At 40.4% G+C, this 21,192-nt stretch carries 21 protein-coding genes; 11 read left to right on the forward strand and 10 right to left on the reverse strand.

The window, feature by feature from the left end:
- Positions 1-6: 6 nt before the first annotated feature.
- The 6 genes from mltB (at position 7) to lipA (ending at position 5,154) form a co-directional block, all read left to right on the forward strand.
- Entirely contained in the window at positions 7-1,002 is a 996-nt protein-coding gene (mltB, locus tag HWV03_RS19230; RefSeq protein ID WP_211677444.1) for a lytic murein transglycosylase B, read from the forward strand.
- Entirely contained in the window at positions 992-1,783 is a 792-nt protein-coding gene (locus HWV03_RS19235) for a septal ring lytic transglycosylase RlpA family protein (RefSeq protein WP_211677445.1), read from the forward strand. Before mltB ends, HWV03_RS19235 begins: the two co-directional genes overlap by 11 nt.
- A gap of 143 nt (positions 1,784-1,926) precedes the next feature.
- A complete protein-coding gene (locus HWV03_RS19240) occupies positions 1,927-3,093 on the forward strand; it encodes a D-alanyl-D-alanine carboxypeptidase family protein (RefSeq protein WP_211677446.1) in 1,167 nt (388 codons plus the stop codon).
- 93 nt (positions 3,094-3,186) lie between these two features.
- On the forward strand, positions 3,187-3,456 hold the full coding sequence (ybeD, locus tag HWV03_RS19245) for a DUF493 family protein YbeD (RefSeq protein WP_045109025.1): 270 nt from the start codon (positions 3,187-3,189) through the stop codon (positions 3,454-3,456).
- Between the two features lie 83 nt (positions 3,457-3,539).
- Positions 3,540-4,196 carry a lipoyl(octanoyl) transferase LipB gene (lipB, locus tag HWV03_RS19250; protein ID WP_255546930.1) on the forward strand — a complete coding sequence of 219 codons (657 nt, stop codon included), beginning with the start codon at positions 3,540-3,542 and terminating at the stop codon, positions 4,194-4,196.
- Positions 4,189-5,154: a lipoyl synthase gene (gene lipA, locus HWV03_RS19255; protein ID WP_211673052.1), complete on the forward strand. Its 966-nt coding sequence runs from the start codon at positions 4,189-4,191 to the stop codon at positions 5,152-5,154. The genes lipB and lipA overlap by 8 nt, the downstream gene beginning before the upstream one ends.
- 125 nt (positions 5,155-5,279) lie before the next feature.
- On the opposite strand, the gene HWV03_RS19260 is transcribed toward lipA, so the two are convergent.
- From HWV03_RS19260 to gpt, 5 genes are all read right to left on the reverse strand, one after another.
- Entirely contained in the window at positions 5,280-6,014 is a 735-nt protein-coding gene (locus HWV03_RS19260) for a hypothetical protein (protein ID WP_211677447.1), read from the reverse strand.
- 96 nt (positions 6,015-6,110) lie between these two features.
- Positions 6,111-7,367: a glutamate-5-semialdehyde dehydrogenase gene (locus HWV03_RS19265; RefSeq protein WP_211673054.1), complete on the reverse strand. Its 1,257-nt coding sequence runs from the start codon at positions 7,365-7,367 to the stop codon at positions 6,111-6,113.
- 10 nt (positions 7,368-7,377) lie between these two features.
- Complete coding sequence (gene proB / locus HWV03_RS19270) at positions 7,378-8,481, reverse strand: glutamate 5-kinase (RefSeq protein WP_211677448.1); 1,104 nt, start codon at positions 8,479-8,481, stop codon at positions 7,378-7,380.
- A gap of 186 nt (positions 8,482-8,667) precedes the next feature.
- Positions 8,668-9,078, reverse strand: coding sequence for a sigma factor-binding protein Crl (gene crl / locus HWV03_RS19275; RefSeq protein ID WP_211677449.1), 411 nt, complete (start codon positions 9,076-9,078; stop codon positions 8,668-8,670).
- Positions 9,079-9,304: 226 nt separating this feature from the next.
- On the reverse strand, positions 9,305-9,766 hold the full coding sequence (gene gpt / locus HWV03_RS19280) for a xanthine phosphoribosyltransferase (RefSeq protein ID WP_211677450.1): 462 nt from the start codon (positions 9,764-9,766) through the stop codon (positions 9,305-9,307).
- 325 nt (positions 9,767-10,091) lie between these two features.
- On the opposite strand from gpt, the gene HWV03_RS19285 reads away from it, so the two are divergent.
- The 3 genes from HWV03_RS19285 to HWV03_RS19295 all read left to right on the forward strand — a co-directional run bounded on the left by HWV03_RS19285 (position 10,092) and on the right by HWV03_RS19295 (position 12,657).
- The gene (locus HWV03_RS19285) at positions 10,092-11,549 is read left to right on the forward strand and encodes an aminoacyl-histidine dipeptidase (RefSeq protein ID WP_211677451.1); all 1,458 of its coding nucleotides are present in this window, start codon (positions 10,092-10,094) and stop codon (positions 11,547-11,549) included.
- A 149-nt stretch (positions 11,550-11,698) separates the two neighbouring features.
- The gene (locus tag HWV03_RS19290) at positions 11,699-12,139 is read left to right on the forward strand and encodes a phosphoadenosine phosphosulfate reductase (RefSeq protein WP_211677452.1); all 441 of its coding nucleotides are present in this window, start codon (positions 11,699-11,701) and stop codon (positions 12,137-12,139) included.
- 113 nt (positions 12,140-12,252) lie between these two features.
- Positions 12,253-12,657: a hypothetical protein gene (locus tag HWV03_RS19295; protein ID WP_255546931.1), complete on the forward strand. Its 405-nt coding sequence runs from the start codon at positions 12,253-12,255 to the stop codon at positions 12,655-12,657.
- Positions 12,658-12,717: 60 nt separating this feature from the next.
- Here HWV03_RS19295 and HWV03_RS19300 read toward each other — a convergent pair whose 3' ends face one another.
- From HWV03_RS19300 to HWV03_RS19310, 3 genes are read right to left on the reverse strand one after another with little or no spacing between them, the layout of a single operon-like run.
- The gene (locus HWV03_RS19300; RefSeq protein WP_211677453.1) at positions 12,718-13,479 is read right to left on the reverse strand and encodes a phosphoadenylyl-sulfate reductase; all 762 of its coding nucleotides are present in this window, start codon (positions 13,477-13,479) and stop codon (positions 12,718-12,720) included.
- A complete protein-coding gene (cysI, locus tag HWV03_RS19305) occupies positions 13,472-15,160 on the reverse strand; it encodes an assimilatory sulfite reductase (NADPH) hemoprotein subunit (RefSeq protein ID WP_211677454.1) in 1,689 nt (562 codons plus the stop codon). The genes HWV03_RS19300 and cysI overlap by 8 nt, the downstream gene beginning before the upstream one ends.
- Positions 15,160-16,953: an assimilatory sulfite reductase (NADPH) flavoprotein subunit gene (locus tag HWV03_RS19310; protein ID WP_211677455.1), complete on the reverse strand. Its 1,794-nt coding sequence runs from the start codon at positions 16,951-16,953 to the stop codon at positions 15,160-15,162. Before HWV03_RS19310 ends, cysI begins: the two co-directional genes overlap by 1 nt.
- Positions 16,954-17,196: 243 nt before the next feature.
- Between HWV03_RS19310 and HWV03_RS19315 the strand changes: the two genes are divergently transcribed.
- Entirely contained in the window at positions 17,197-17,970 is a 774-nt protein-coding gene (locus HWV03_RS19315) for an enoyl-CoA hydratase (protein WP_211677456.1), read from the forward strand.
- A gap of 270 nt (positions 17,971-18,240) precedes the next feature.
- Positions 18,241-18,591 (forward strand): DUF3802 family protein, encoded by a 351-nt coding sequence (locus HWV03_RS19320; RefSeq protein WP_211677457.1) that lies wholly within the window; start codon positions 18,241-18,243, stop codon positions 18,589-18,591.
- An 83-nt stretch (positions 18,592-18,674) separates the two neighbouring features.
- Here the strand turns inward: HWV03_RS19320 and ilvN are convergent, their stop codons facing one another.
- Positions 18,675-19,169 carry an acetolactate synthase small subunit gene (ilvN, locus tag HWV03_RS19325; protein ID WP_045109012.1) on the reverse strand — a complete coding sequence of 165 codons (495 nt, stop codon included), beginning with the start codon at positions 19,167-19,169 and terminating at the stop codon, positions 18,675-18,677.
- Positions 19,166-20,893: an acetolactate synthase 3 large subunit gene (locus HWV03_RS19330; protein WP_211677458.1), complete on the reverse strand. Its 1,728-nt coding sequence runs from the start codon at positions 20,891-20,893 to the stop codon at positions 19,166-19,168. The genes ilvN and HWV03_RS19330 overlap by 4 nt, the downstream gene beginning before the upstream one ends.
- Positions 20,894-21,192: the final 299 nt, after the last annotated feature.

The following is a 21,192-nucleotide window of genomic DNA, read 5'->3' on the forward strand; positions in this document are numbered from 1 at the left end:
ATCCAAATGCTAGGTAAAAAAGTATTATTTCTGCTAGGTTTAGCAGCGTTTCAAACTAATAGTGCTGAGTTAAGCAGTGAACACAAGACTTGGGTTGAAGAGTTAAGTACTCAATATGATATATCAGAAAAAGTGCTTACTAATGCAATAGGACAAGCAAAGTTCGATGAAAACGTATTAACCAAGATCCAGACACCTTGGGAAAAAAAGCCTTGGTATAAATACGCACCAATCTTTATCACAGAAAACCGTATTAACAAAGGTGTTGAGTACTGGAAACAATACGAAAAAACCTTTGCTAAAGCAGAAGCTGAATATGGCGTCCCCGCACAAGTTATCGTCGCTATTATGGGCGTTGAAACCTTCTATGGTAAATACAAGGGGAATATCTCGGTATTAGATTCACTCTATACTCTTGGCTTTAACTACCCATCACGTGGCAAATTTTTCCGTCAAGAGTTCGCGCAATACATTAAATTAAGCGAAAAACAAGGTTGGAACCTGACAGAAACCCAAGGCTCATATGCGGGCGCAATGGGCTTAGGTCAATTTATCTCGTCAAGCTATAGTCATTATGGCGTTGATTTTTCTGGTGACGGTAAAGTAGATATGATCAATGATCCTATTGATGCTATCGGCAGTATCGCTAATTATTTCAGCAAGCATCACTGGAAAACCGATGAGCCAGTCGCTTACCCAGTTAAAGCTGACAGTGAAAAAGTAGCGGCATTACTGAGCAAATCATTGAAAATCAAGCATACATGGGCAGATTTAAAAGCCGCTGGTGTTGTGCTAAAAGAGTTTGATGAACGTGTACCTACAATAACAATAGAAGACTCAAACCCTGCGAAATTACTCAAGCTTCAACAGCTTGATAGTGATGAATATTGGGTTTACCTTGATAACTTCTACACTATTACACGTTACAACCATAGTCCTTTGTACGCAATGGCTGTATTCCAATTAAGTGAAAAGATTAAACAAGCTAAACATGCGCAATAAACAACGTTTAACCCTACTTTGTATCTGCGGCCTTTTGGCCGCATGTTCTTCTTCTCGTTATCAGTACAGTGATGATCACGCACCAGAGAACATCCCCCAACTTGAGGATATTGCCGACGCAGTACCAACGCCCCAAACTTACAGTCGATATGCGAATCGCGACTATCAAGTGCGTGGTGTTGATTATGAAGTATGGCGAGATATAAAAACCCTAACCCAAGAAGGTAAAGCGTCTTGGTATGGCAATAAATTTCATGGCCACAAAACCTCAAACGGTGAAATCTATGACATGTTCTCAATGTCCGCGGCGCACAAAAATTTACCCCTACCGAGTTTTGTTAAAGTAACAAACCTCGGTAATGATAAAACCGTGATTGTCCGCGTTAATGATCGAGGACCATTTCATCCAGAGCGTATCATTGATCTGTCCTATGCGGCGGCTTATAAACTCGATATGCTGCAATCTGGTACTGCTAATGTACGCGTTGAATTAATTATTCCAACTGCCGATAACAGCACTTTATTTACTCCGAAGCCACAATGGTTCATTCAAGTGTTAGCGTCAAGTAATGAAGCTAAAGCGCAAAAAATTGCTGATGGTTTAGGCGAGAAATACAACACAGCTAACCGCTTAGTTATTAGTGGGAAGTTCCACAGAGTACAGCTTGGACCAATAACGGATAGTGATAAAGCACAAGAACTCTTAACCCAAGTTCAAAAAAATTATAAAAATGCTTATGTATTGAAGGAACTTTCCAGTAAAACAATATCTAATAAATAAACTTTAAATAATAAGACATAAATTCAGCGAGTTTGATAGACTAACCCCATTATCAAATAGTCTTGATGTGGTGACAACTATCGAGACTATTTAACTAAGTTATTCATAACTTAAATCTAACTTTAATTATAGTGAAGTGAAACGTGGCCAATCAATTAAAAAAACTTATCTTAACGAGCTTAGCAATAGCGAGTTTTTCATTAAGTGCAGCACCGAGTGTTATCCCAGATACACCCGAAATAGCAGCCAAAGCATTCATATTAGTTGATTTTGATTCCGGCAAAGTGATCGCAGAACAAAATGCAGATGATTCATTAAAACCTGCCAGCTTAACTAAAATGATGACCAGCTACGTTATTGGCCAAGAAATAAAAGCAGGTAACATCAATCTAGATGATGAAGTTACCATCAGTAAAAATGCATGGGCGAGAAACTTCCCTGACTCATCAAAAATGTTTGTCGAAGTAGGTAAAACCGTCACGGTCAAAAAATTAAACCAAGGTATTATCGTACAATCAGGTAATGATGCCTGTGTGGCAATGGCAGAGCATATCGCCGGAACAGAAAGCGCGTTTGCTCAGTTGATGAACTCGTGGAGCAAACAACTGGGGATGGATGCAACGCACTTTGCTAATAGCCACGGTTTAGATAGCAAAGAACAATATACAACAGCGCGTGATATGGCGACATTAGGACAAGCACTTATCCGTGATGTTCCTGAAGAATATCGTATTTACTCACAAAAGAAATTTACCTATAACGGCATTACCCAATACAACCGCAATGGTCTGTTGTGGGATAAAAGCATGAACGTTGACGGCATTAAAACCGGTCACACCTCAGGAGCAGGTTTTAACTTAGTTTCTTCAGCGACCAAAGACAACATGCGTCTAGTTGCAGTCGTGCTGGGAACTAAAAGTGGTGATGCACGTAAAGCGGAAAGTAAAAAATTACTTAACTTTGGTTTCCGTTTCTATGAAACAGTGACACTACATGAAGCGAACAGTAGCATAGTGTCAGAACGTGTGTGGATGGGCGAGCAAGAACAAGTTGAACTGGGTCTAGCAAACAAATTAACACTGACAGTACCCCGCGGCCAAGCAAAAAATCTAACGGCTGCTTTTGAAATCCAAAAAGAACTAAGTGCGCCTATCGCTAAAGGCGATGTCGTTGGTAAAGTATTTTATAATCTGAACGATGAAGAGATTGCACAAGCCGATTTAATTGCACTGGAAGACGTAGAATTAGGCAGCTGGTTTAGCCGATTAATTGATTATTTCAAATTATTATTTGCCGGTTGGTTTGGTTAATCCTTTCCCTGACACCGTTACCCGATTATAATGACGAATACAAAGGAGGCAACAGCCTCCTTTGCCATTATTTCTAAGGTACGAGAAAAACTAATGTCTTTAAATACTAAATTCGACGAACTGCTTGATTTTCCTTGTCAACTTAACTTTAAAGTTATCGGTACTACGGATCCTAAACTCGAAGATAGCATTGTTGCTGTAGCACAAAAACATGTTCCGGGTAACTATACTCCTAGCTCTAAAAAGAGCAGCAAAGGCACTTACAACTCTGTAACCATCAAAGTTAAAGTCCAAGACAAAGATCAAATAGAAGGCTTATACGTGGCTTTCGGTGCGATCCCTGGTGTGATCCGCGTTTTATAATAAATAATATCCATATCAAAAATCTAATTAGTATTGCTAATTAGATTTTTTTCGTTGGTGTTAATCATATAGAAGAGCATATTTTGTCAGAACACAGCATTATAATTCGTCAACTTAATCGCCAATCTTACACGACGGTATTTGACGCGATGAAGTCGTTTACTGATAACAGAGACGACAAAACAGAAGATGAACTTTGGTTTGTTGAGCACGACCCAGTGTTTACACAAGGTCAAGCAGGTAAAGCAGAGCATATACTCGCTACTGGCGACATTCCTGTCGTCCAAGCCGATCGTGGCGGCCAAGTTACTTATCACGGCCCAGGTCAACAAGTGGTATACTTCTTACTCGATATTAAACGTCGTAAACTTGGCGTTCGAGATCTTGTCAGCCATATTGAAAATGGTATTGTTGCCACACTGGCTGAAACAGGTATTGAAGCCTACCCACGCGCAGATGCCCCCGGTGTTTATGTGGCTGATAAAAAAGTTGCTTCATTAGGTTTAAGGATCAGAAAAGGCCGTTCATTCCATGGATTAGCACTTAATGTAAACATGGACTTATCCCCTTTTCTGCGTATTAACCCATGTGGTTATGCGGGTATGGAAATGACCCAAACAAGTGATCTTGGCGGTGCTACCAGTCTAGGTGAAATACAACCTAAGCTAGTCGGACACCTATGTTCCCTGCTAGAATACACCCAATTAACTTTCAAAGATGGATTAACAGAGCATGAGTAAAACCGTTCGATTAGAGCCAGGCGTTAAACTTCGCGACGCAGATAAAATGGCTAAAATTCCAGTAAAAATTATTGCTACTGAGAATGACGAGATCCTGCGTAAGCCATCGTGGATGAAGATCCGTCTACCGAAAAGCTCTGCTCGTATCCAAGAAATTAAAGATGTGATGCGTGAAAACAACCTGCATTCCGTTTGTGAAGAGGCATCTTGCCCAAACCTTTCAGAGTGCTTTAACCACGGTACTGCGACCTTTATGATCATGGGCGCAATCTGTACACGCCGTTGCCCATTCTGTGATGTTGCACATGGTAAACCATTGCCACTTGTCGCTGAAGAACCGCTAAAGCTTGCACAAACAATTGCAAAGATGAAGCTAAAATACGTTGTTATTACTTCTGTAGACCGTGATGACTTACGTGACGGTGGCGCACAACATTTTGCCGATTGTATCCGTGAAATTCGCCTACTAAATCCTGAAATCAAAATTGAAATTTTGGTACCTGATTTCAAAGGTCGTATGGATAAAGCATTAGAAATCTTTAAAGACACACCACCAGACGTATTCAATCACAACTTAGAAACAGCACCACAGCATTACAAAATGGCGCGCCCAGGTTCTGATTACCAATGGTCTTTACGTTTACTAAAACGCTTTAAAGAAATGCACCCGAACGTTCCAACTAAGTCAGGCCTAATGATGGGCTTAGGTGAAACTAACGAAGAAATTGCAGAAGTAATTAAAGATCTTGCGCAGCACGGTGTAACTATGCTGACATTAGGTCAATACTTACAACCAAGTCGTCATCACTTACCAGTGAAACGTTACGTTCATCCCGACGACTTTGATGCACTTGGTGTACTCGCAAAAGAAGTTGGCTTTGAGCATGCGGCTTGTGGCCCATTTGTACGTTCTTCATACCATGCAGACTTACAAGCACAAGGCAAAGAGGTTACTTAACTCTTAAGCTCTGCTTTATCAAAGCTAACACGATAATATATTTTCGCTGTTAGTTTTGATTTAGCCCTATCCATAGCAAGTCATTAAGCATCACGTCACAATTTAACTATCCAGCTATCTGAACACTATTTAGCAGGCTTTTTTTCATCGCTCTCAAAATAAGAACCAGGTGCTGTAAGTAACCGTTTCGTCGCATCAACCGGCATTTCTAAAAGACCTTTAATGGCTCCTTTTGTCGCACCTTTCGACGCATTCTCACCAATTTTATCACTGGCTGCAACCAAGGCTTCAACACGTGTTAGCGTTGGTGGTATATCCACACGCACTTTTTCAACTTGCGTTAAAATCGGCGGGACTAATTGGTTAATATCATCCACTCGTTTGTTTACCTCATCGACTCCCCTCAAAATGGATGGGATCCGTTTATCTATCGCATTAACTTGCTGTAATACCGCGGGTAATTCAGCCCGCACTGCAGCCACTTCAGCAAGAATTGGTGGTACCGCTAAACGTATCGCTTCAAGCTCTTGCAACATTGGAGGAATACTCACACGGACAGATTCTACCTCCGTTAAAATAGCTGGTACACTGTCACGTACAGCAGCAACTTCAGTTAATATATTCGGAATGCTTTGCTCATTGATCAATTCAACTTGTGCCACTATCGCCGGAATTTGCACAGAAATATCATCAATCTCCTGCAATATATTAGGTATAGCCTTACGTACTTCTGTCACCTCTTTGGTAAATTTCAGTACCGCATATGAAAAATAACTTAAGCTCGCGGCAATCAAAGCTGCAGCTAAGACCGCTGATATATTCAACCGTGAAGCCGCTTTATCTACCGCTTGTTGAGCCATAAGCTCCTCCGTATTTCATCACTCATAAATAAAAAAGGCAGTCACATATAACGGACTGCCTTAGCACTTAATCAAAACAACAAAATACTGAAATGCTTATGGACGAATTAAACCATCACCAATCGCAATCCATTTGTACGTTGTTAGTTCTTCTAATCCCATAGGCCCACGAGCATGTAACTTTTGTGTTGATACAGCAACTTCGGCACCTAAACCAAACTGGCTACCATCAGTAAATCGCGTACTTGCATTAACGTAAACGGCAGCAGAATTGACGGCATTTAAGAAGCGAGTAGCATTGGTTAAGTTATCTGTTAAGATCGCGTCAGAATGCTCTGTCGAATGCTCACGGATATGTACAATCGCTTCTTCAACGTCATCAACAACTTTTACGCCCAAAATAAGCGCTAGCCATTCTTGGTCAAAACAATCTGCTGTCGCTACATGCACGTTTTTTGCATTAACGTTTGATAATGCAATATGTGCTTTTGGCTCTGCACGTAATTCCACTGCATTGTGTTCTAAACGTTCAGCTAATAATGGTAAGAAGCTGCCAGCAATGCCTTTATGCACTAATACCGTATCTAATGCATTACAAGCAGAAGGACGTTGTACCTTGGCATTTTCAATGATCGCAAGCGCATCTTCAACATTTGCTGACGCATCAACAAATGCATGACAAATACCCATGCCACCCGTGATAACAGGGATCGTACTTTGCTCTTGGCATAAACGGTGTAAACCTGGTCCTCCACGTGGGATGATCATGTCGACATATTTATCCATTTTCAATAAAGCAGTCACCAAATCACGATTCGGATCAGCAATCACTTGAATTGAATCTTTTGGTAATTGTGCTTTTTCTAACGCTTTTTGGATCACATTCACTAAAATCAAATTAGAATGAACGGTTTCTTTACCACCACGTAAGATCGCAGCATTACCTGTTTTCAAGCTTAGCGCCGCAATATCAATCGTCACATTCGGGCGCGCTTCATAAATAACACCCATCACACCTAATGGTATGCGGCGTTTTGATAAACGTAGACCGTTTTCGAGCACCTTTCCTTCAGACTCAGCGCCAACGGGATCAGGTAAGGCAATCACACCACGTACGTCAGCAATGATTGCTGCAAGTCTTGCTTCTGTTAATAATAGACGATCAAGTAACGCATCGGTTATGTCATTTTGCTTAGCAGCATCAATATCTTTACTATTAGCAATTAAAATCTCAGCTTGATTATTTTCTAATTCACACGCGATACATTCTAATGCGTTATTCTTTTGTGCCGTAGTTAACGTTGCTAATTCATAACTCGCAAGTTTGGCTTTCTTTCCTAATTCTTGTAACACTGTATCTTCCTTAAAATAAAACTAAATCATCGCGATGTATGGCAACAGCACCGTAACCGTAACCTAACTTACTTTCGATATCACACGAATGACAACCCGCGATCGCGGTTAACTCATCGCTGGTATAGCGACAGATCCCACGACCGAGTAATTTTCCTTGTAATGTTTGCAGCTGAACAACATCGCCACGTTTAAATGTTGCTGATACTTCGGAAATACCTTTCGGTAATAAGCTACTGCCTTTTTGTGTCACCGCATTTACCGCACCGTCATCAATAATAATGACTCCCGATGGAGGAGGACCAGCAAGAATCCATTGCTTACGACTTTCTAATGGGCTTATATGCGAAGGAAATAAAGTGCCGACTCGTTTGCCTTCAGCAACGCGTAGCACAACATCTTCAGCAACTCCTGCTGCAATAACAACATCAATACCTGATCGGCAAGCAATTTCAGCCGCTTGTAACTTAGTGGCCATACCACCAGTGCCTAAACCGCCGACAGTACCTCCTGCTAACTGACGTAATTCATCGTCGATAACATCAACAACTTCAATCAGCTTAGCATCGGGGTTGTTACGTGGATCAGCTGTAAACAAGCCTTCTTGATCGGTTAAGAGCATTAGCGTATCCGCATTCGCTAAAATAGCCGCAAGTGCCGATAAATTGTCATTATCACCCACTTTAATTTCAGCTATAGCGACCGCATCATTTTCATTAATAATCGGTACAATTCGATTATCTAGCAATGCTCGCATGGTATCGCGCGCATTTAAAAATCGTTCACGATCATCCAGATCTGCACGTGTTAACAGCATCTGGCCGACATTTAAGCCGTAGATATTAAACAGGCTTTGCCAAATAAAAATAAGCTGACTTTGACCAACAGCGGCCAACATTTGCTTATTTGCCATGGTGGGGGGCAATTCAGGAGCACCTAAATGTTCACGTCCGGCAGCAATTGCTCCTGACGTTACAACAATAATATCATGCCCTTGTTTGTACAATTGCGCACATTGACGAACCAATTCAACCATGTGTGCACGATCTATTTTCGCCGTGCCACTGGTTAATACACTGGTTCCTAATTTCACCACTATGGTTTTCTTAGCCATTTAACTCATTCTCGTTACTAACTTAACAAGTATTTTGACCTGAGAACTGAATTTATACAATAGGGAAAGCTGGATAGGCGGGGAAAGTACAGCGAAATACTGTACTTTTATCCGATCCAACGTGGCATTTATTATCAAACAGAAGGATCAAGTACGATTAGCAGAAATAAAGATCTAAACAACCCGTTAGGCCGCTGATAAAATAAGGGTCTTAGCCAAAATTAACGAAGGTTTTAGGTTCAAAGTTAATTGATCGGTTAAACAAACAGATAATTTTTCATAGAATTGATTTAGCGACTGGGTAACGTCATGCTGATAAGTGTCAGGTATCGGTGCTGCAACCCACTCACCCAGTTTGTTATAAATACCAAATTGATAATGATATTCAAACGTATCACTAACTAACTCCATCTCTAGCCACCATCCATAAAACTCACGACATTCAGGTTCAATCTCAGCATCAATGCAAATGCTAAAACAATCAAAATAAAAAGAGGTGGGCCGGCAGTGATGTTCTCTTAAATAAGGACCAAGTGCATTTAAAATACGAATACGTTTACGGAAATAGATCAGATCGGGGTCATTCAGTATTGGCATAATGATTATCTCTTATTTGTTTTTCGTGATAAATTAAGAGTGATAAAGGAGTATCTCTAAATGTCAGGAAGAACTGTTAAGCATAGCTAACAATCAATAGCGGTCAAATTATAAATCTAAAATAAAGGTATTTTTAAGAATATAATATCGATAAATGGCAGCGTTGAGATTCACAACGCTGTTTAATAACAAGAATACAGACTGACGTATATCCTAGGTAGTTTAATTAACCTTGTTTGCAGATTGGTTCTACAAATTCAATCGCCATATCCCAAGGTAACTCAATCCAAGTATCTTGACTAATAGCAGTAACAAAGTAATCCACTAAATGCTCGCCAAGCGGCTTCGCATAAACAGTCACGAATTTAGCTTTAGGGTACATTTTACGAATTGTTTTCGCTGTTTCACCACTATCAACTAAATCATCAATGATGATAAAACCTTCACCGTCACCCGGTGCAGATTTTAATACCGTCATATCACGCTGATGATCGTGGTCATAACTTGAGATACATACAGTATCAACATGGCGTAAGTCTAATTCACGCGCAAGAATAGCTGAAGGCACTAAACCACCACGGCTAACCGCAATAATACCTTTCCACTGTGTTGCAGGAAGCAGCTTACGAGCAAGTTTACGCGTATCACGCTGTAAATCATCCCAAGATACTATAAATTTATCACTCATTTAACCAACCTCTATATACACTTAGCGAACGAACTAACGTGTAGCTATATAAAATCATCAACGAAGGGTTTATGTACAAAAAAGCCCTGATTTGTACACTCAATTTTCAACCCGTAAAGATACCAGTACTTGACCCGCAGGACAAGTTACTAGCTGCTAATCACCCCTTATTGAGCATGATAAAACGACAACTTGTTTACGGTATCGCAGAACCACAGATTAACACAGTACATTTGGCATATTCCTCTTTACTATCTCAATAAACTGGAACATCCTTTGTATCACGCTAAATATAATGATTAATTCCAATTAAGGAGCTACCCAAGTGGCAAATTTAAGTAATTTAGAACCGCAAATTGTCTGGAATATTTTTGAGCAAATGTGTGCAAATCCGCGTCCTTCAAAGCATGAAGAAAAAGTATCGGCGTGGATCCAACAATTAGCGAAAGATCATAGTATTGAGTGTAAAGAAGATAACGTTGGCAACCTTATTTTACGTAAAGCGGCTACCGCAGGTATGGAAGACCGTAAAGGCGTCGTATTACAAGCGCACATGGACATGGTTCCACAAAAAAATTCTGACTCTAAGCATGACTTTGTTACTGACCCTATCGACGCTTATGTTGACGGCGAATGGGTGACAGCCCGTGGTACAACATTAGGCGCTGATAATGGTATTGGTCTAGCAGCAAGTCTTGCGGTTATCTTTTCAGACGATATTGAACATGGTCCTCTTGAAGTTCTCGTAACGATCGACGAAGAGGCTGGCATGACTGGTGCATTTGGTCTTGAAGCAGGCTGGTTAGAAGGTGAGATCCTACTAAACACAGATTCAGAAGACGAAGGCGAAGTTTACATGGGTTGTGCTGGCGGTATCGATACAACAGTGTCTTTCCCTATCGAACGTGAAGACACTCCGACGGATCACCAAACATTTGAAGTATCTATTTCTGGCCTAAGGGGTGGTCACTCAGGTGTTGATATTCACCTCGGTCGCGGTAACGCCAACAAATTATTAGCTCGTCTTTTAAAAGAAGCTGGTCGCGATATGGGTGTTCGCCTTGTTGAGATTAACGGCGGTTCACTACGTAACGCGATCCCACGTGAAGCTTTTGCAGTTATTACTGTTGCACCAGCACAACGAGAAGAGTTTAAAGCGTGTTTAGAATTCTTTGCTAAAACAGTTAAAAAAGAGCTTATAGCGACAGAACCTGATTTCTCAATCTCACTATTCCCAGTTCCAAATGAACCAACAGTGATGACTCAAGATTGCCAGACTCGCCTTATTACTGCACTTAACGGTGTATTCAATGGTGTAATGCGCATGAGTGATGAGATTGAAGGGGTAGTTGAAACATCATCTAACCTTGGTGTAATTCAATCACGCGGTAAAACAGTACATATTCAATGCTTGATCCGTTCTTTAGCTGACTCTTGCCGACTTGATGCACAAGAAATGATCGCATCGGTATTTGAACTTGCGGGTGCCGACGTGAAATTTGACGGTGCTTACCCAGGTTGGAAACCAGATACTAGTTCACCAGTGATGCAGATCATGCGTGATGTATATGAAAAAGAGTTTGGTTCTGTACCAAAAATCATGGTTATCCATGCAGGTCTAGAATGTGGTTTATTCAAGACTTCATACCCGGCCATGGACATGGCCTCATTTGGCCCAACGATCTGTTTCCCACATTCTCCAGATGAGAAAGTGAACATCAAAACAGTAGGCATGTTCTGGAAATACTTACTTGCGATCTTAAAAGCGATCCCAGCTAAGTAAACTAAAACACGCGATATCGATTGACTCATTTATTTTGAGCCTTCGTACCGTTATCACAAAGCCAAGTCTCGCACTTGGCTTTTTTGTAGCTAACATACTAATATAATTCAATATCGTCTTCTTACAAAGTCCATTAATGGTATACGCCTATGAATGAGATCCTCGAACTGCAGACCAATCAAGTTTCTTTTATCAGTGGCTTAATGGCAGGTTTTTCTTTATCCATCGCCGCGCAGATCATACGTAGCCACCGAAAAAGCATCTATAGTACCATCACCCTACTTATGTTTACCCTGACCTCCTTGTTATTTGTTGTCGCATTGTATATCGATGTGCGTTTAAGTATTGAAGTCGCGACCATTACTGCCTTTTCGGTTCCTGTATTAGAACAAATTAGTCAAGTTCGTGCTATCGGCACCACCTCTGCAAGTATTGCACTGTTTCTATTTATTATCGCTATCGGCATGCTTACCTGGCTACAAGGTAAAGTCGCTGGAATATACGGTACACTGCTCGCTTTCATTACAATGATGTTAGTGATCATTGCGAAATACAAAATTGATGCTATAGCCCAATTACTTCATAAGTAATTGATACTCATATCACCGTTAGTGCATGTATACCGATTGAGGGATGACGCAGATAGGCAATATTTGCTACAATTTAGTTATGTAATCGATCCTATTGAAAGAATAAGCGAGTGATGATGAAAAAAATACCCATTTTAATAATCAGCCTAGCAAGTTGCTTTTCGACATTCGCAGTTCAAGCAAATAGTGCAAGTGACACATGGGATGCCTCTAAAGAAGCCATGGGAGAAGCATGGGATAAAACCAGAGAAGCAACCAATAAAGCAATGGAAGCCGCGAAAAGTAAAACGGAAGAGCTATTAGAAAATAGTACGGATAACAGCGATGAGTGGTTCGAATCCTTAAAACAAGGGGCAGAGTCAGGCTGGGATAAAACCAAGCAAAAACTAGAAGAGTTGCAAAAAGAATTAGATGAATCCAAAAAATCAGCATCAGAAAAAGATGAAGAAAAAAAGACACAATCAACACCAGAAACAGCGCCGGTTGATAACGCAACGCCTGAATGGCAAAAAGCTTAGTTCTAACGAATCAGAACTAAGCCTTATTAACAACCAAGCGATATCAGTGGCAGCTTGAACTTAAATTCCGCTACCACCCACTTCATCATTTTCTTCATGCAGACCACACTCACGCTTCAAACCAAAGAAGCGTGTTTCTTCTTCCGTCATCCCAGGTTGCAGCGGTTGTGACGTATGCACATCACCGACCGAGACATAATTCTGCTCCCACAGCGGATGATAATTCAACCCGTTATTTTTCAGATAATAATGAATTTCTTTATTGGTCCAATCAATAATAGGCAAAAATTTAAAACAACCATTTTGAATAGACAATACTGGTAATGCTTCACGACTTGATGACTGACTACGGCGTAATCCAGAAAACCACACCTGCGCGCCCAACTCTTTAAGTGCGCGCTTCATTGGTTCTACTTTATTAAGCACATTATATTGCGTGATCCCTTCAACACCCTGTTCCCATAACTTACCATAACGCGACTCCTGCCAAGCAGGTGATTGTGGCGCAGTATATATTTGTAAATTAAGGCTTAGCTGCTGAGTTAACTCATCAATAAACTGATAGGTTTCAGGAAATAAATATCCTGTATCGGTTAAAATAACCGGAATATCAGGCTTAAACTGTGTTAATAAATGTAAAGATACAGCGGCTTGAATACCAAAGCTCGATGACAATACTAATTTGTCACCCAACTCAGTGGCAGCCCAGTCGACACGTTGCTCTGCGGTCATCTCCTCTAGCTGAGCATTAACCACAGCTAAAGCTGCTTTCTGGCTCGCCTTATCTAACGTTAATAATTCATCTAGGTTCAATTTAGCCATGGAAATCTCTCGACGCTATAATCACAGGTTTAATCACTTCACGACGTACCACAAAATCACCGAAACGTTCGTCTGGTAATGCATTGGTTGCCCATTCAGCAATTAATTTATCAAGAATCGTTAAGATTTCAATTTCACCAATATTCTCACGATACATCTTATTTAAACGCATGCCGTTATTCTTCGCGCCCAAATACATATTGTATTTACCCGGACCTTTACCAACAAAGCCAACTTCCGCTAAAAATGGACGACCACAACCATTGGGACAACCCGTCATACGCATCACAAAGTGTTCGTCAGGAATACCATGTTTTGTTAGCAAACCCTCAACTTTAGTCACCAATGATGGTAAATAACGCTCTGCTTCAGCCATCGCTAACGCACATGTCGGCAGTGCAACACACGCCATTGAGTTCAAGCGTTGCTGACTTAATTCGTCAGAGTACAGACCATATAAACGTGCGAGACGTTCGATTTGTTCTTTATCTTGCTCTGCGACACCGGCAATGATTAAGTTTTGGTTGGCTGTCATTCTAAAATCACCTTGGTGGATCTTAGCAATTTCAACTAACCCAGTTTTAATCGGATGTGTTTCGGTATCAACAATACGGCCATTTTCAATAAATAGGGTTAAATGCCATTTATTATCAACGCCTTTGATCCAACCAAAGCGATCGCCACGAGTGGTAAATTCAATTGCTTTTGGTGCTTCAAACTTAATACCTGAGCGTAATTCGACTTCTGCGCGGAATTTATCCACACCGTTATCTTCAAGTGTATATTTCAAACGAGCACGTTTACGATCAGTACGGCAGCCCCAATCACGTTGTACTGTTAATACCGCTTTCGCGATTTCAACTGCATCTTCTGGTTTTACAAAGCCAAAATCATCAGCTAAACGCGGGAAAGTATTCACATCACCATGCGTTGTCCCCATACCGCCACCAACTAATACATTAAAACCAGCTAGCTTACCGTTATCACCAACCGCAACAAAGTTTAAGTCATTAGCGTGAATATCCACGTCATTATGTGGCGGGATAGCAACTGCAATCTTAAATTTACGCGGTAAGTAAGTAGGTCCATACATAGGTTCAGCTTCATTACTATGCACTTTTTCACCGTCTAACCAGAGTTCTGCATATGCATTGGTGTCTGGTAATAAGTCATCACTTAAACGAATTGCCCATGCATAAGCTTCTTGGTGTAATGCTGACTCCACTGGATTCGGCGTGCACATGACATTACGGTTCACGTCACCACAGGCAGCAATCGAATCCAAGTTCACCGAGCCTAATGCTTGGATCAATGGCTTCACTTGCGGCTTTAAAATACCATGGTACTGAAACGTTTGACGCGTCGTTAAACGGATACTGCCATAGATAGTTAAGTCACTAGCAATACGATCTATCTCTAGCCATTGCTCAGGACTGCAAATACCACCTGGTACACGCGCTCGTAACATAAAGCTATGACGAGGTTCTAACTTTTGTTTCTGACGCTCGGCACGAATATCACGATCATCTTGCTGATAAAAACCGTGGAATTTCGTTAATTGCATATCATCATCTGACAGTCCGCCAGTGATTTGATCCGCTAAACCTTCAGCAATGGTACCGCGTAAAAAATTACTTTCTGTTTTAATGCGTTCATTAACCGCTAATTTCTTGTCGCTCATCAGTAAACATCCCTCTGATAACGTTTATTTCGACGTAGTTCAGCGACATACTCTTCTGCTTCGCTACGCGCTAATTTACCTTGCTCTGCTACAACCTCGATCAATGCTTCATTCACATCTTTCGCCATTCTATCGCCATCGCCACAAACATAAATATGTGCGCCTTGTTCTAACCAAGCATACAACTCTGCGGCATTTTCACGTAAACGGTCTTGCACATAAATTTTCTCAGCCTGGTCGCGTGAGAACGCCACATCCATCTTAGTCAATAGACCCGATTTCAAGTAGCCCTGCCATTCAGTTTGATACAGGAAGTCATCAGTAAAATGTTGGTTACCAAAGAATAACCAGTTATTGCCTGCAGCTTCACGTACGTCACGTTCTTGTACAAAAGCACGAAATGGCGCAATCCCCGTACCAGGACCAATCATGATCACAGGTGTGTCATCATTACTTGGTAAACGGAAGTTATCATTGTGTTCAACAAAGACTGCAACCTCGGCACCTTCTTCAAGACGCTGAAGGAAACCAGAAGCACCACCAATGCGTTGCTCGCCACTTTGCTGATAATCAACCACAGCAACCGTTAAATGTACTTCGCCTTCCGCTTCATTAGGACTTGAAGCGATTGAATAAAGGCGTGGGGTTAACTTGCGTAAACCACTAATGAGTTGCTCTGCTGTTAATTTTGCTTTCTTTTCATCAATCACATCTAAGATTTGACGACCATAACAATAGTGACGTAATGCTGTTTTATCATCGAGTAATTTAGCTAATTTTTTCGAACCCGATATTTCAGCATAAGCCTGAATGAAACTAGGATAACTCTGAGTTAATTCGAAACGATGAATCAGTGCATCACGTAAGCTTTCTGTTTCATTAGTCACAATAACAGTTTGTGTACCATCTAATTCCAATTGGTCTAGAATAGCGTCAACCAGGATGGGGTCATTCTTAAACCAGATCCCTAATGCATCACCGGCTTGGTAATGAATGCCAGAATCATCTAATGCAATTTCAACGTGACGAATATCTTTACCAGAAAAACGCCCCGTGATTTTTTGATTCACTAATAATTCGGTTTTAAATGGCTTCTTTTTAGAATACGTATTAGCAACATGAGTCGTGCCTACAGCAGCAACCGGGGCTGCAGATATGGCTTCTTTTAGCGTTGCTTTCACAGCAATAAGCGCCAATTCGCTCCATGTTGAAACTGCATCATCATAATCAACATCGCAGTCTGCACGAGGGACTACAGCCTTAGCGCCAAGGGCAGCTAAGCGTTCATCAAACTCTAATCCAGTTTGGCAATAAAATTCATAACTTGAATCGCCTAATGCACAGACACTGTATTTAAGTTCAGGTACTTTAGGCGCTTTCTTAGACGCTAAGAACTCATGAAAGGTAACAGCATCATCGGGGGCTTCGCCTTCACCATTGGTACTTGCAACAATCAGTAAGTGCGATTCAGTTTTCAATTCTTTGGCTTTATAATCCGCCATATTCACAAGTCGGGCAGTAATGCCTTGTGCTTGTGCCTGTTCATAAAGTTCTTCCGCTACACCTTTGGCATTACCGGTTTGTGAACCAAATAAAATAGTCACACATTGAGCAGGTTGAGATACCGCTCCTTGCGCCTGTAATTGCCCCCCAGATGCTTGACTTATCCCTGCCAAATACCCACTGACCCACGCGGTTTGCGTCGGAGACAAATCATTAAGTGCTAATTGCAATTGCGATAACTGCAGTTCACTCAATGGACTCGTCAATGATGATAGTTCCTTTAATAGCATATTACGGCTTCCACTGTGCTGAATTAATTAAAGGTTAACGACTGTTAAGGATAACCACAAAGAATAAATAATGATTTTTTATTCCATTTTGTTATATAGAAAATGCTTTGTTTGTGTGTACATAACAAATAAATCACAAGCTTCATTAACATTATCGCTACCATAAATTAACATTGCGGGTTCAATTAAACTGGTTTACATGGCAAAATAGTGGTTTATAGACACCATTAGCAGGATGATAAAATGGCAACTTATTTACTAACACAGTTAAATGAACAAGGCGTATTAACCTTGACCCTTAATCGATTAGATAAGCTCAATGCATTTAATAGTGCATTTTATACTGAGCTAACCGAGGCTTTTAACCAGGCCGATACCAACCCTGCAGTACGCGTAGTAATTCTTAAAGGCTCTGAAAATTGTTTCTGTGCGGGTAATGATATGGCCGACTTCATGAACGGCATGGATTTTTCTAAAGACCAACCATTAGTGCAATACATGCTCGCCTTATTACACTTTTCCAAACCAGTGATTGCAGCAGCGGCGGGTCCTGCTGTTGGTATTGGTACGACAATGTTAATGCACTGTGATCTGGTTTATCTTGCCGATAATACTGTACTTCGCTTACCATTTACAGATCTTGCAGCAGTGCCAGAATACGCCGCAAGTCTGATATTACCCCGAATTGCGGGTCATCAGCGAGCATCTGAAATGATGCTGCTTGCCGACAAGTTTGATGCACAAACAGCATTAGAAATTGGTCTTGCCAATAAAGTATTACCTGCGAATGAATTATTTTCTATGGCCGAAAAAAGCGCCTTAAAGCTCGCAGCTAAAGCGCCAGCTTCATTACGTCACACCAAAAAATTAATGAAAGCTGAGTTAATTAGCCAGATAGAAAAAGTGATCCATATTGAGTTAGCCCATTTCTCTACAGCGCTTGAAAGCGAAGAATCAAAAGAAGCTGTGAATGCATTTATGCAAAAACGTAAACCGGATTTCTCACGATTCAATTAATCGTGCAGATTAATACCTATTTATAGCTATTAATTTAATCACTAACAAATACAGCTTTAAATAAGGCAAAAAATAGAACAGAAAGTTACGCTTTGTTTTCTGTTCTACTTTACCTCTCGAGGTGGTCAGCGCATAATTAAGCCTTATACATGTTTATATTCCAATGAATATTAACAACCTACCTTGAGTTGTTAATTATACCCCCCGCTTTTAGCGGTATATATACGGTGTAATAGCATGTCATTCTTATATTTTACGCGGTAAATAATTATGATAACAAACAGTGATGGTTATATTCAGCTTATCCATTTCTTAGCTGACAATTTAGCTATTTTTGAAAACCATAGCCAACAGAGCACTTCAACAACAGATACGATTGGGGATATTTTTTCTGAACATATCGCAAGTAATACTATGGTAGTTTGTAATCAGCATCAGCAGCTTACTGAAAAGCACCGCTTTGTTATTATCCGTGAAATAGACGCGATTGTCGGTGATTTAGAAGAAGTATTATCAAGTGCTTGGGATGTACCGCCAAGTAATGAACAAATGGCATTTATCGAAGAGTTTGTAGGTTTAATGAAGAATCTATTTGATAGTGAAATATCTAAATTAGTATAAGTGTCCTAACGTATTAAATTAAGCTTAATAAAAAGCCAGCTCATATTATATGCGCTGGCTTTTATAGTTATGATAACGCTATATTATGCTTTTAAACAGCGTTCGCCACGTGCGATACCACAAACACCACTTCGAACCACTTCAACAATCTCAGTATGCGATGCTAATGTTTCGATGAAAGCATCAAGTTTGTCGCTATCACCCGCTAGTTGCACTGTGTATAAAGAATCTGTGATATCAACAATTTGACCACGGAAAATATCTGATGTGCGCTTCACTTCTGCACGAACAAAACCTGCAGCTTTTACTTTAATAAGTAATAGCTCACGCTCAATATGCGCACCTTCAGTCAAATCACTCACTTTTAATACATCAATCAGCTTATTTAATTGCTTCATGATTTGTTCAATCACAGCACGGTCACCGTTCGTGACTAACGTCAAACGTGATAATGTTTCATCATCTGTCGTTGATACAGTCAGAGATTCAATGTTATAACCACGTTGTGAGAACAGACCAACGATACGTGACAAAGCACCCGATTCATTTTCTGTTAATATTGAAATTATACGTCTCATGATGTGGTTTTCTCCGTCTTACTTAAATACATATCGTCCATTGCGCCATATTTAATTTGCATCGGATATACATGTTCTTCTGGATCAATAATAATATCCATGAATACAACACGATTTTTATTTTCTTCCGAGAAGCACTCAGTAAACGCTTTATCAAGATCTTCAGGTTTACTCACCTGAATACCAACGTGATGATAAGCTTCTGCTAATTTAACAAAATCAGGCATTGACTCCATATAAGAATGAGAATGGCGGCCATCATAGAACATTTTTTGCCACTGTTTTACCATGCCTAGCGCACCGTTATTCAGGGTAATAATCTTCACCGCAATACCATACTGTAGGCACGTTGATAGCTCTTGAATGTTCATTTGGATAGAACCATCGCCAGAAATACAGCATACAACTTTTTCTGGGTGTGCAATTTTAGCCCCCATAGCAGCAGGGAAACCAAAGCCCATCGTACCTAGGCCGCCGGAGTTGATCCATTGACGCGGTTTATCGTATGGATAATACAAAGCACCAAACATCTGATGTTGTCCAACATCCGACGCAATAATAGCTTTACCATCAGTATGTTTATATAAAGCTTGAATTGCGGCTTGTGGCTTAATTGATGTGCCAGTCTCATAACTTAGGCATTGCTTAGTACGCCAACCATCAATTGTTTTCCACCACGTACCACGTTCTTCCTCATTAGCAGTGACCTGCAGTTCATCAATAATGTCTAACATCTGCTCAACAACCACTTCGATAGAGCCAACAATTGGAATATCCGCTTGGACTGTTTTCGAAATTGACGTTGGATCGATATCTACATGAATAATTTTTGCTTCTGGACAAAATTTATCAATTGCATTCGTCACACGATCATCAAAACGTGCACCTAAACAAATAATAAGGTCTGAGTTATGCATCGTTTTATTTGCTTCAAACGTACCATGCATACCTAACATACCGATATTTTGAGGGTGTGTACCTGGGAATATACCCAGCCCCATCAAAGTGTTCGTTACTGGCAGATTTAGCTGTTCAGCAAATTTAAGTACTTGCGCTTCAGCGTTGGCAATCACCGCACCGCCACCAACATACAACACTGGTTTTTTCGCTGTGGCAATTGCTTTAACCGCTTTACGTATTTGTCCTTTATGACCCAATTTAACCGGGTTATATGAACGCATAGAGACGCTCTCAGGGTATTTGTACGGAAATTTCAATAACGGGTTTTGTGTATCTTTTGGTAAATCAATCACCACAGGTCCAGGACGACCTGTTGATGCGATATAATATGCTTTTTTGATTGCATCAGGAATATCAGCTGCGGTTTTACATAAAAAACTGTGTTTTACGACAGGACGAGATACACCCATCATGTCAGTTTCCTGAAATGCATCGTTACCGATCATTGACGTAGGAACCTGACCTGATAAAACAACAAGAGGAATCGAATCCATATATGCTGTTGCAATACCTGTAATACAGTTTGTTGCACCTGGTCCAGATGTAACAAGGACGGTACCAACTTTCCCTGTTGAACGTGCATAACCATCTGCAGCATGTACTGCAGCTTGCTCATGACGCACTAAAAAATGTTCAATTTGACTTGATTCGAATAACGCATCATAAATATCAAGAACAGAGCCACCAGGATAACCGAAGATATGCTCAATACCCTCATCTTCCAGTGAGCGGATTACCATTTCGGCACCAGACAACATTTCCATAAGCAGGCCCTCCCGGCCCATATCCTAATTCTAGTTTGACAACTGTCCACATTGTAACAAGTTGGTTACAAGTTTAAACTTCCCATTGAATTAGATTTAACTTTATTTTTATTGGTTTATTTATTGAAATTAACAAAATAAAATCATCTTTAAAAGTGATATGAGAAATTAAATATCAAAAAAATTCATTATCATCTCTAATAACGATATATTTCGGTCTTAAATAAGGGAGATACAAAGAGTAACGAGCAGTTAAACGACTGATTTTAAATAACAAAATATGTAAATCAAGATGTTAG

The organism is Moritella sp. 36 (genome assembly GCF_018219415.1).
GTDB lineage: Bacteria > Pseudomonadota > Gammaproteobacteria > Enterobacterales > Moritellaceae > Moritella.

Excerpts from the sequence above, each read along its gene's own strand:
- mltB (WP_211677444.1), top strand. The coding sequence starts at position 7 with ATGCTAGGTAAAAAAGTATTATTTCTGCTAGGTTTAGCAGCGTTTCAA.
- HWV03_RS19235 (WP_211677445.1), top strand. The coding sequence starts at position 992 with ATGCGCAATAAACAACGTTTAACCCTACTTTGTATCTGCGGCCTTTTG.
- ybeD (WP_045109025.1), top strand. The coding sequence starts at position 3,187 with ATGTCTTTAAATACTAAATTCGACGAACTGCTTGATTTTCCTTGTCAA.
- lipA (WP_211673052.1), top strand. The coding sequence starts at position 4,189 with ATGAGTAAAACCGTTCGATTAGAGCCAGGCGTTAAACTTCGCGACGCA.
- HWV03_RS19260 (WP_211677447.1), bottom strand. The coding sequence starts at position 6,014 with ATGGCTCAACAAGCGGTAGATAAAGCGGCTTCACGGTTGAATATATCA.
- proB (WP_211677448.1), bottom strand. The coding sequence starts at position 8,481 with ATGGCTAAGAAAACCATAGTGGTGAAATTAGGAACCAGTGTATTAACC.
- crl (WP_211677449.1), bottom strand. The coding sequence starts at position 9,078 with ATGCCAATACTGAATGACCCCGATCTGATCTATTTCCGTAAACGTATT.
- gpt (WP_211677450.1), bottom strand. The coding sequence starts at position 9,766 with ATGAGTGATAAATTTATAGTATCTTGGGATGATTTACAGCGTGATACG.
- HWV03_RS19290 (WP_211677452.1), top strand. The coding sequence starts at position 11,699 with ATGAATGAGATCCTCGAACTGCAGACCAATCAAGTTTCTTTTATCAGT.
- HWV03_RS19295 (WP_255546931.1), top strand. The coding sequence starts at position 12,253 with ATGATGAAAAAAATACCCATTTTAATAATCAGCCTAGCAAGTTGCTTT.
- HWV03_RS19300 (WP_211677453.1), bottom strand. The coding sequence starts at position 13,479 with ATGGCTAAATTGAACCTAGATGAATTATTAACGTTAGATAAGGCGAGC.
- cysI (WP_211677454.1), bottom strand. The coding sequence starts at position 15,160 with ATGAGCGACAAGAAATTAGCGGTTAATGAACGCATTAAAACAGAAAGT.
- HWV03_RS19310 (WP_211677455.1), bottom strand. The coding sequence starts at position 16,953 with ATGCTATTAAAGGAACTATCATCATTGACGAGTCCATTGAGTGAACTG.
- HWV03_RS19315 (WP_211677456.1), top strand. The coding sequence starts at position 17,197 with ATGGCAACTTATTTACTAACACAGTTAAATGAACAAGGCGTATTAACC.
- HWV03_RS19320 (WP_211677457.1), top strand. The coding sequence starts at position 18,241 with ATGATAACAAACAGTGATGGTTATATTCAGCTTATCCATTTCTTAGCT.
- ilvN (WP_045109012.1), bottom strand. The coding sequence starts at position 19,169 with ATGAGACGTATAATTTCAATATTAACAGAAAATGAATCGGGTGCTTTG.
- HWV03_RS19330 (WP_211677458.1), bottom strand. The coding sequence starts at position 20,893 with ATGGAAATGTTGTCTGGTGCCGAAATGGTAATCCGCTCACTGGAAGAT.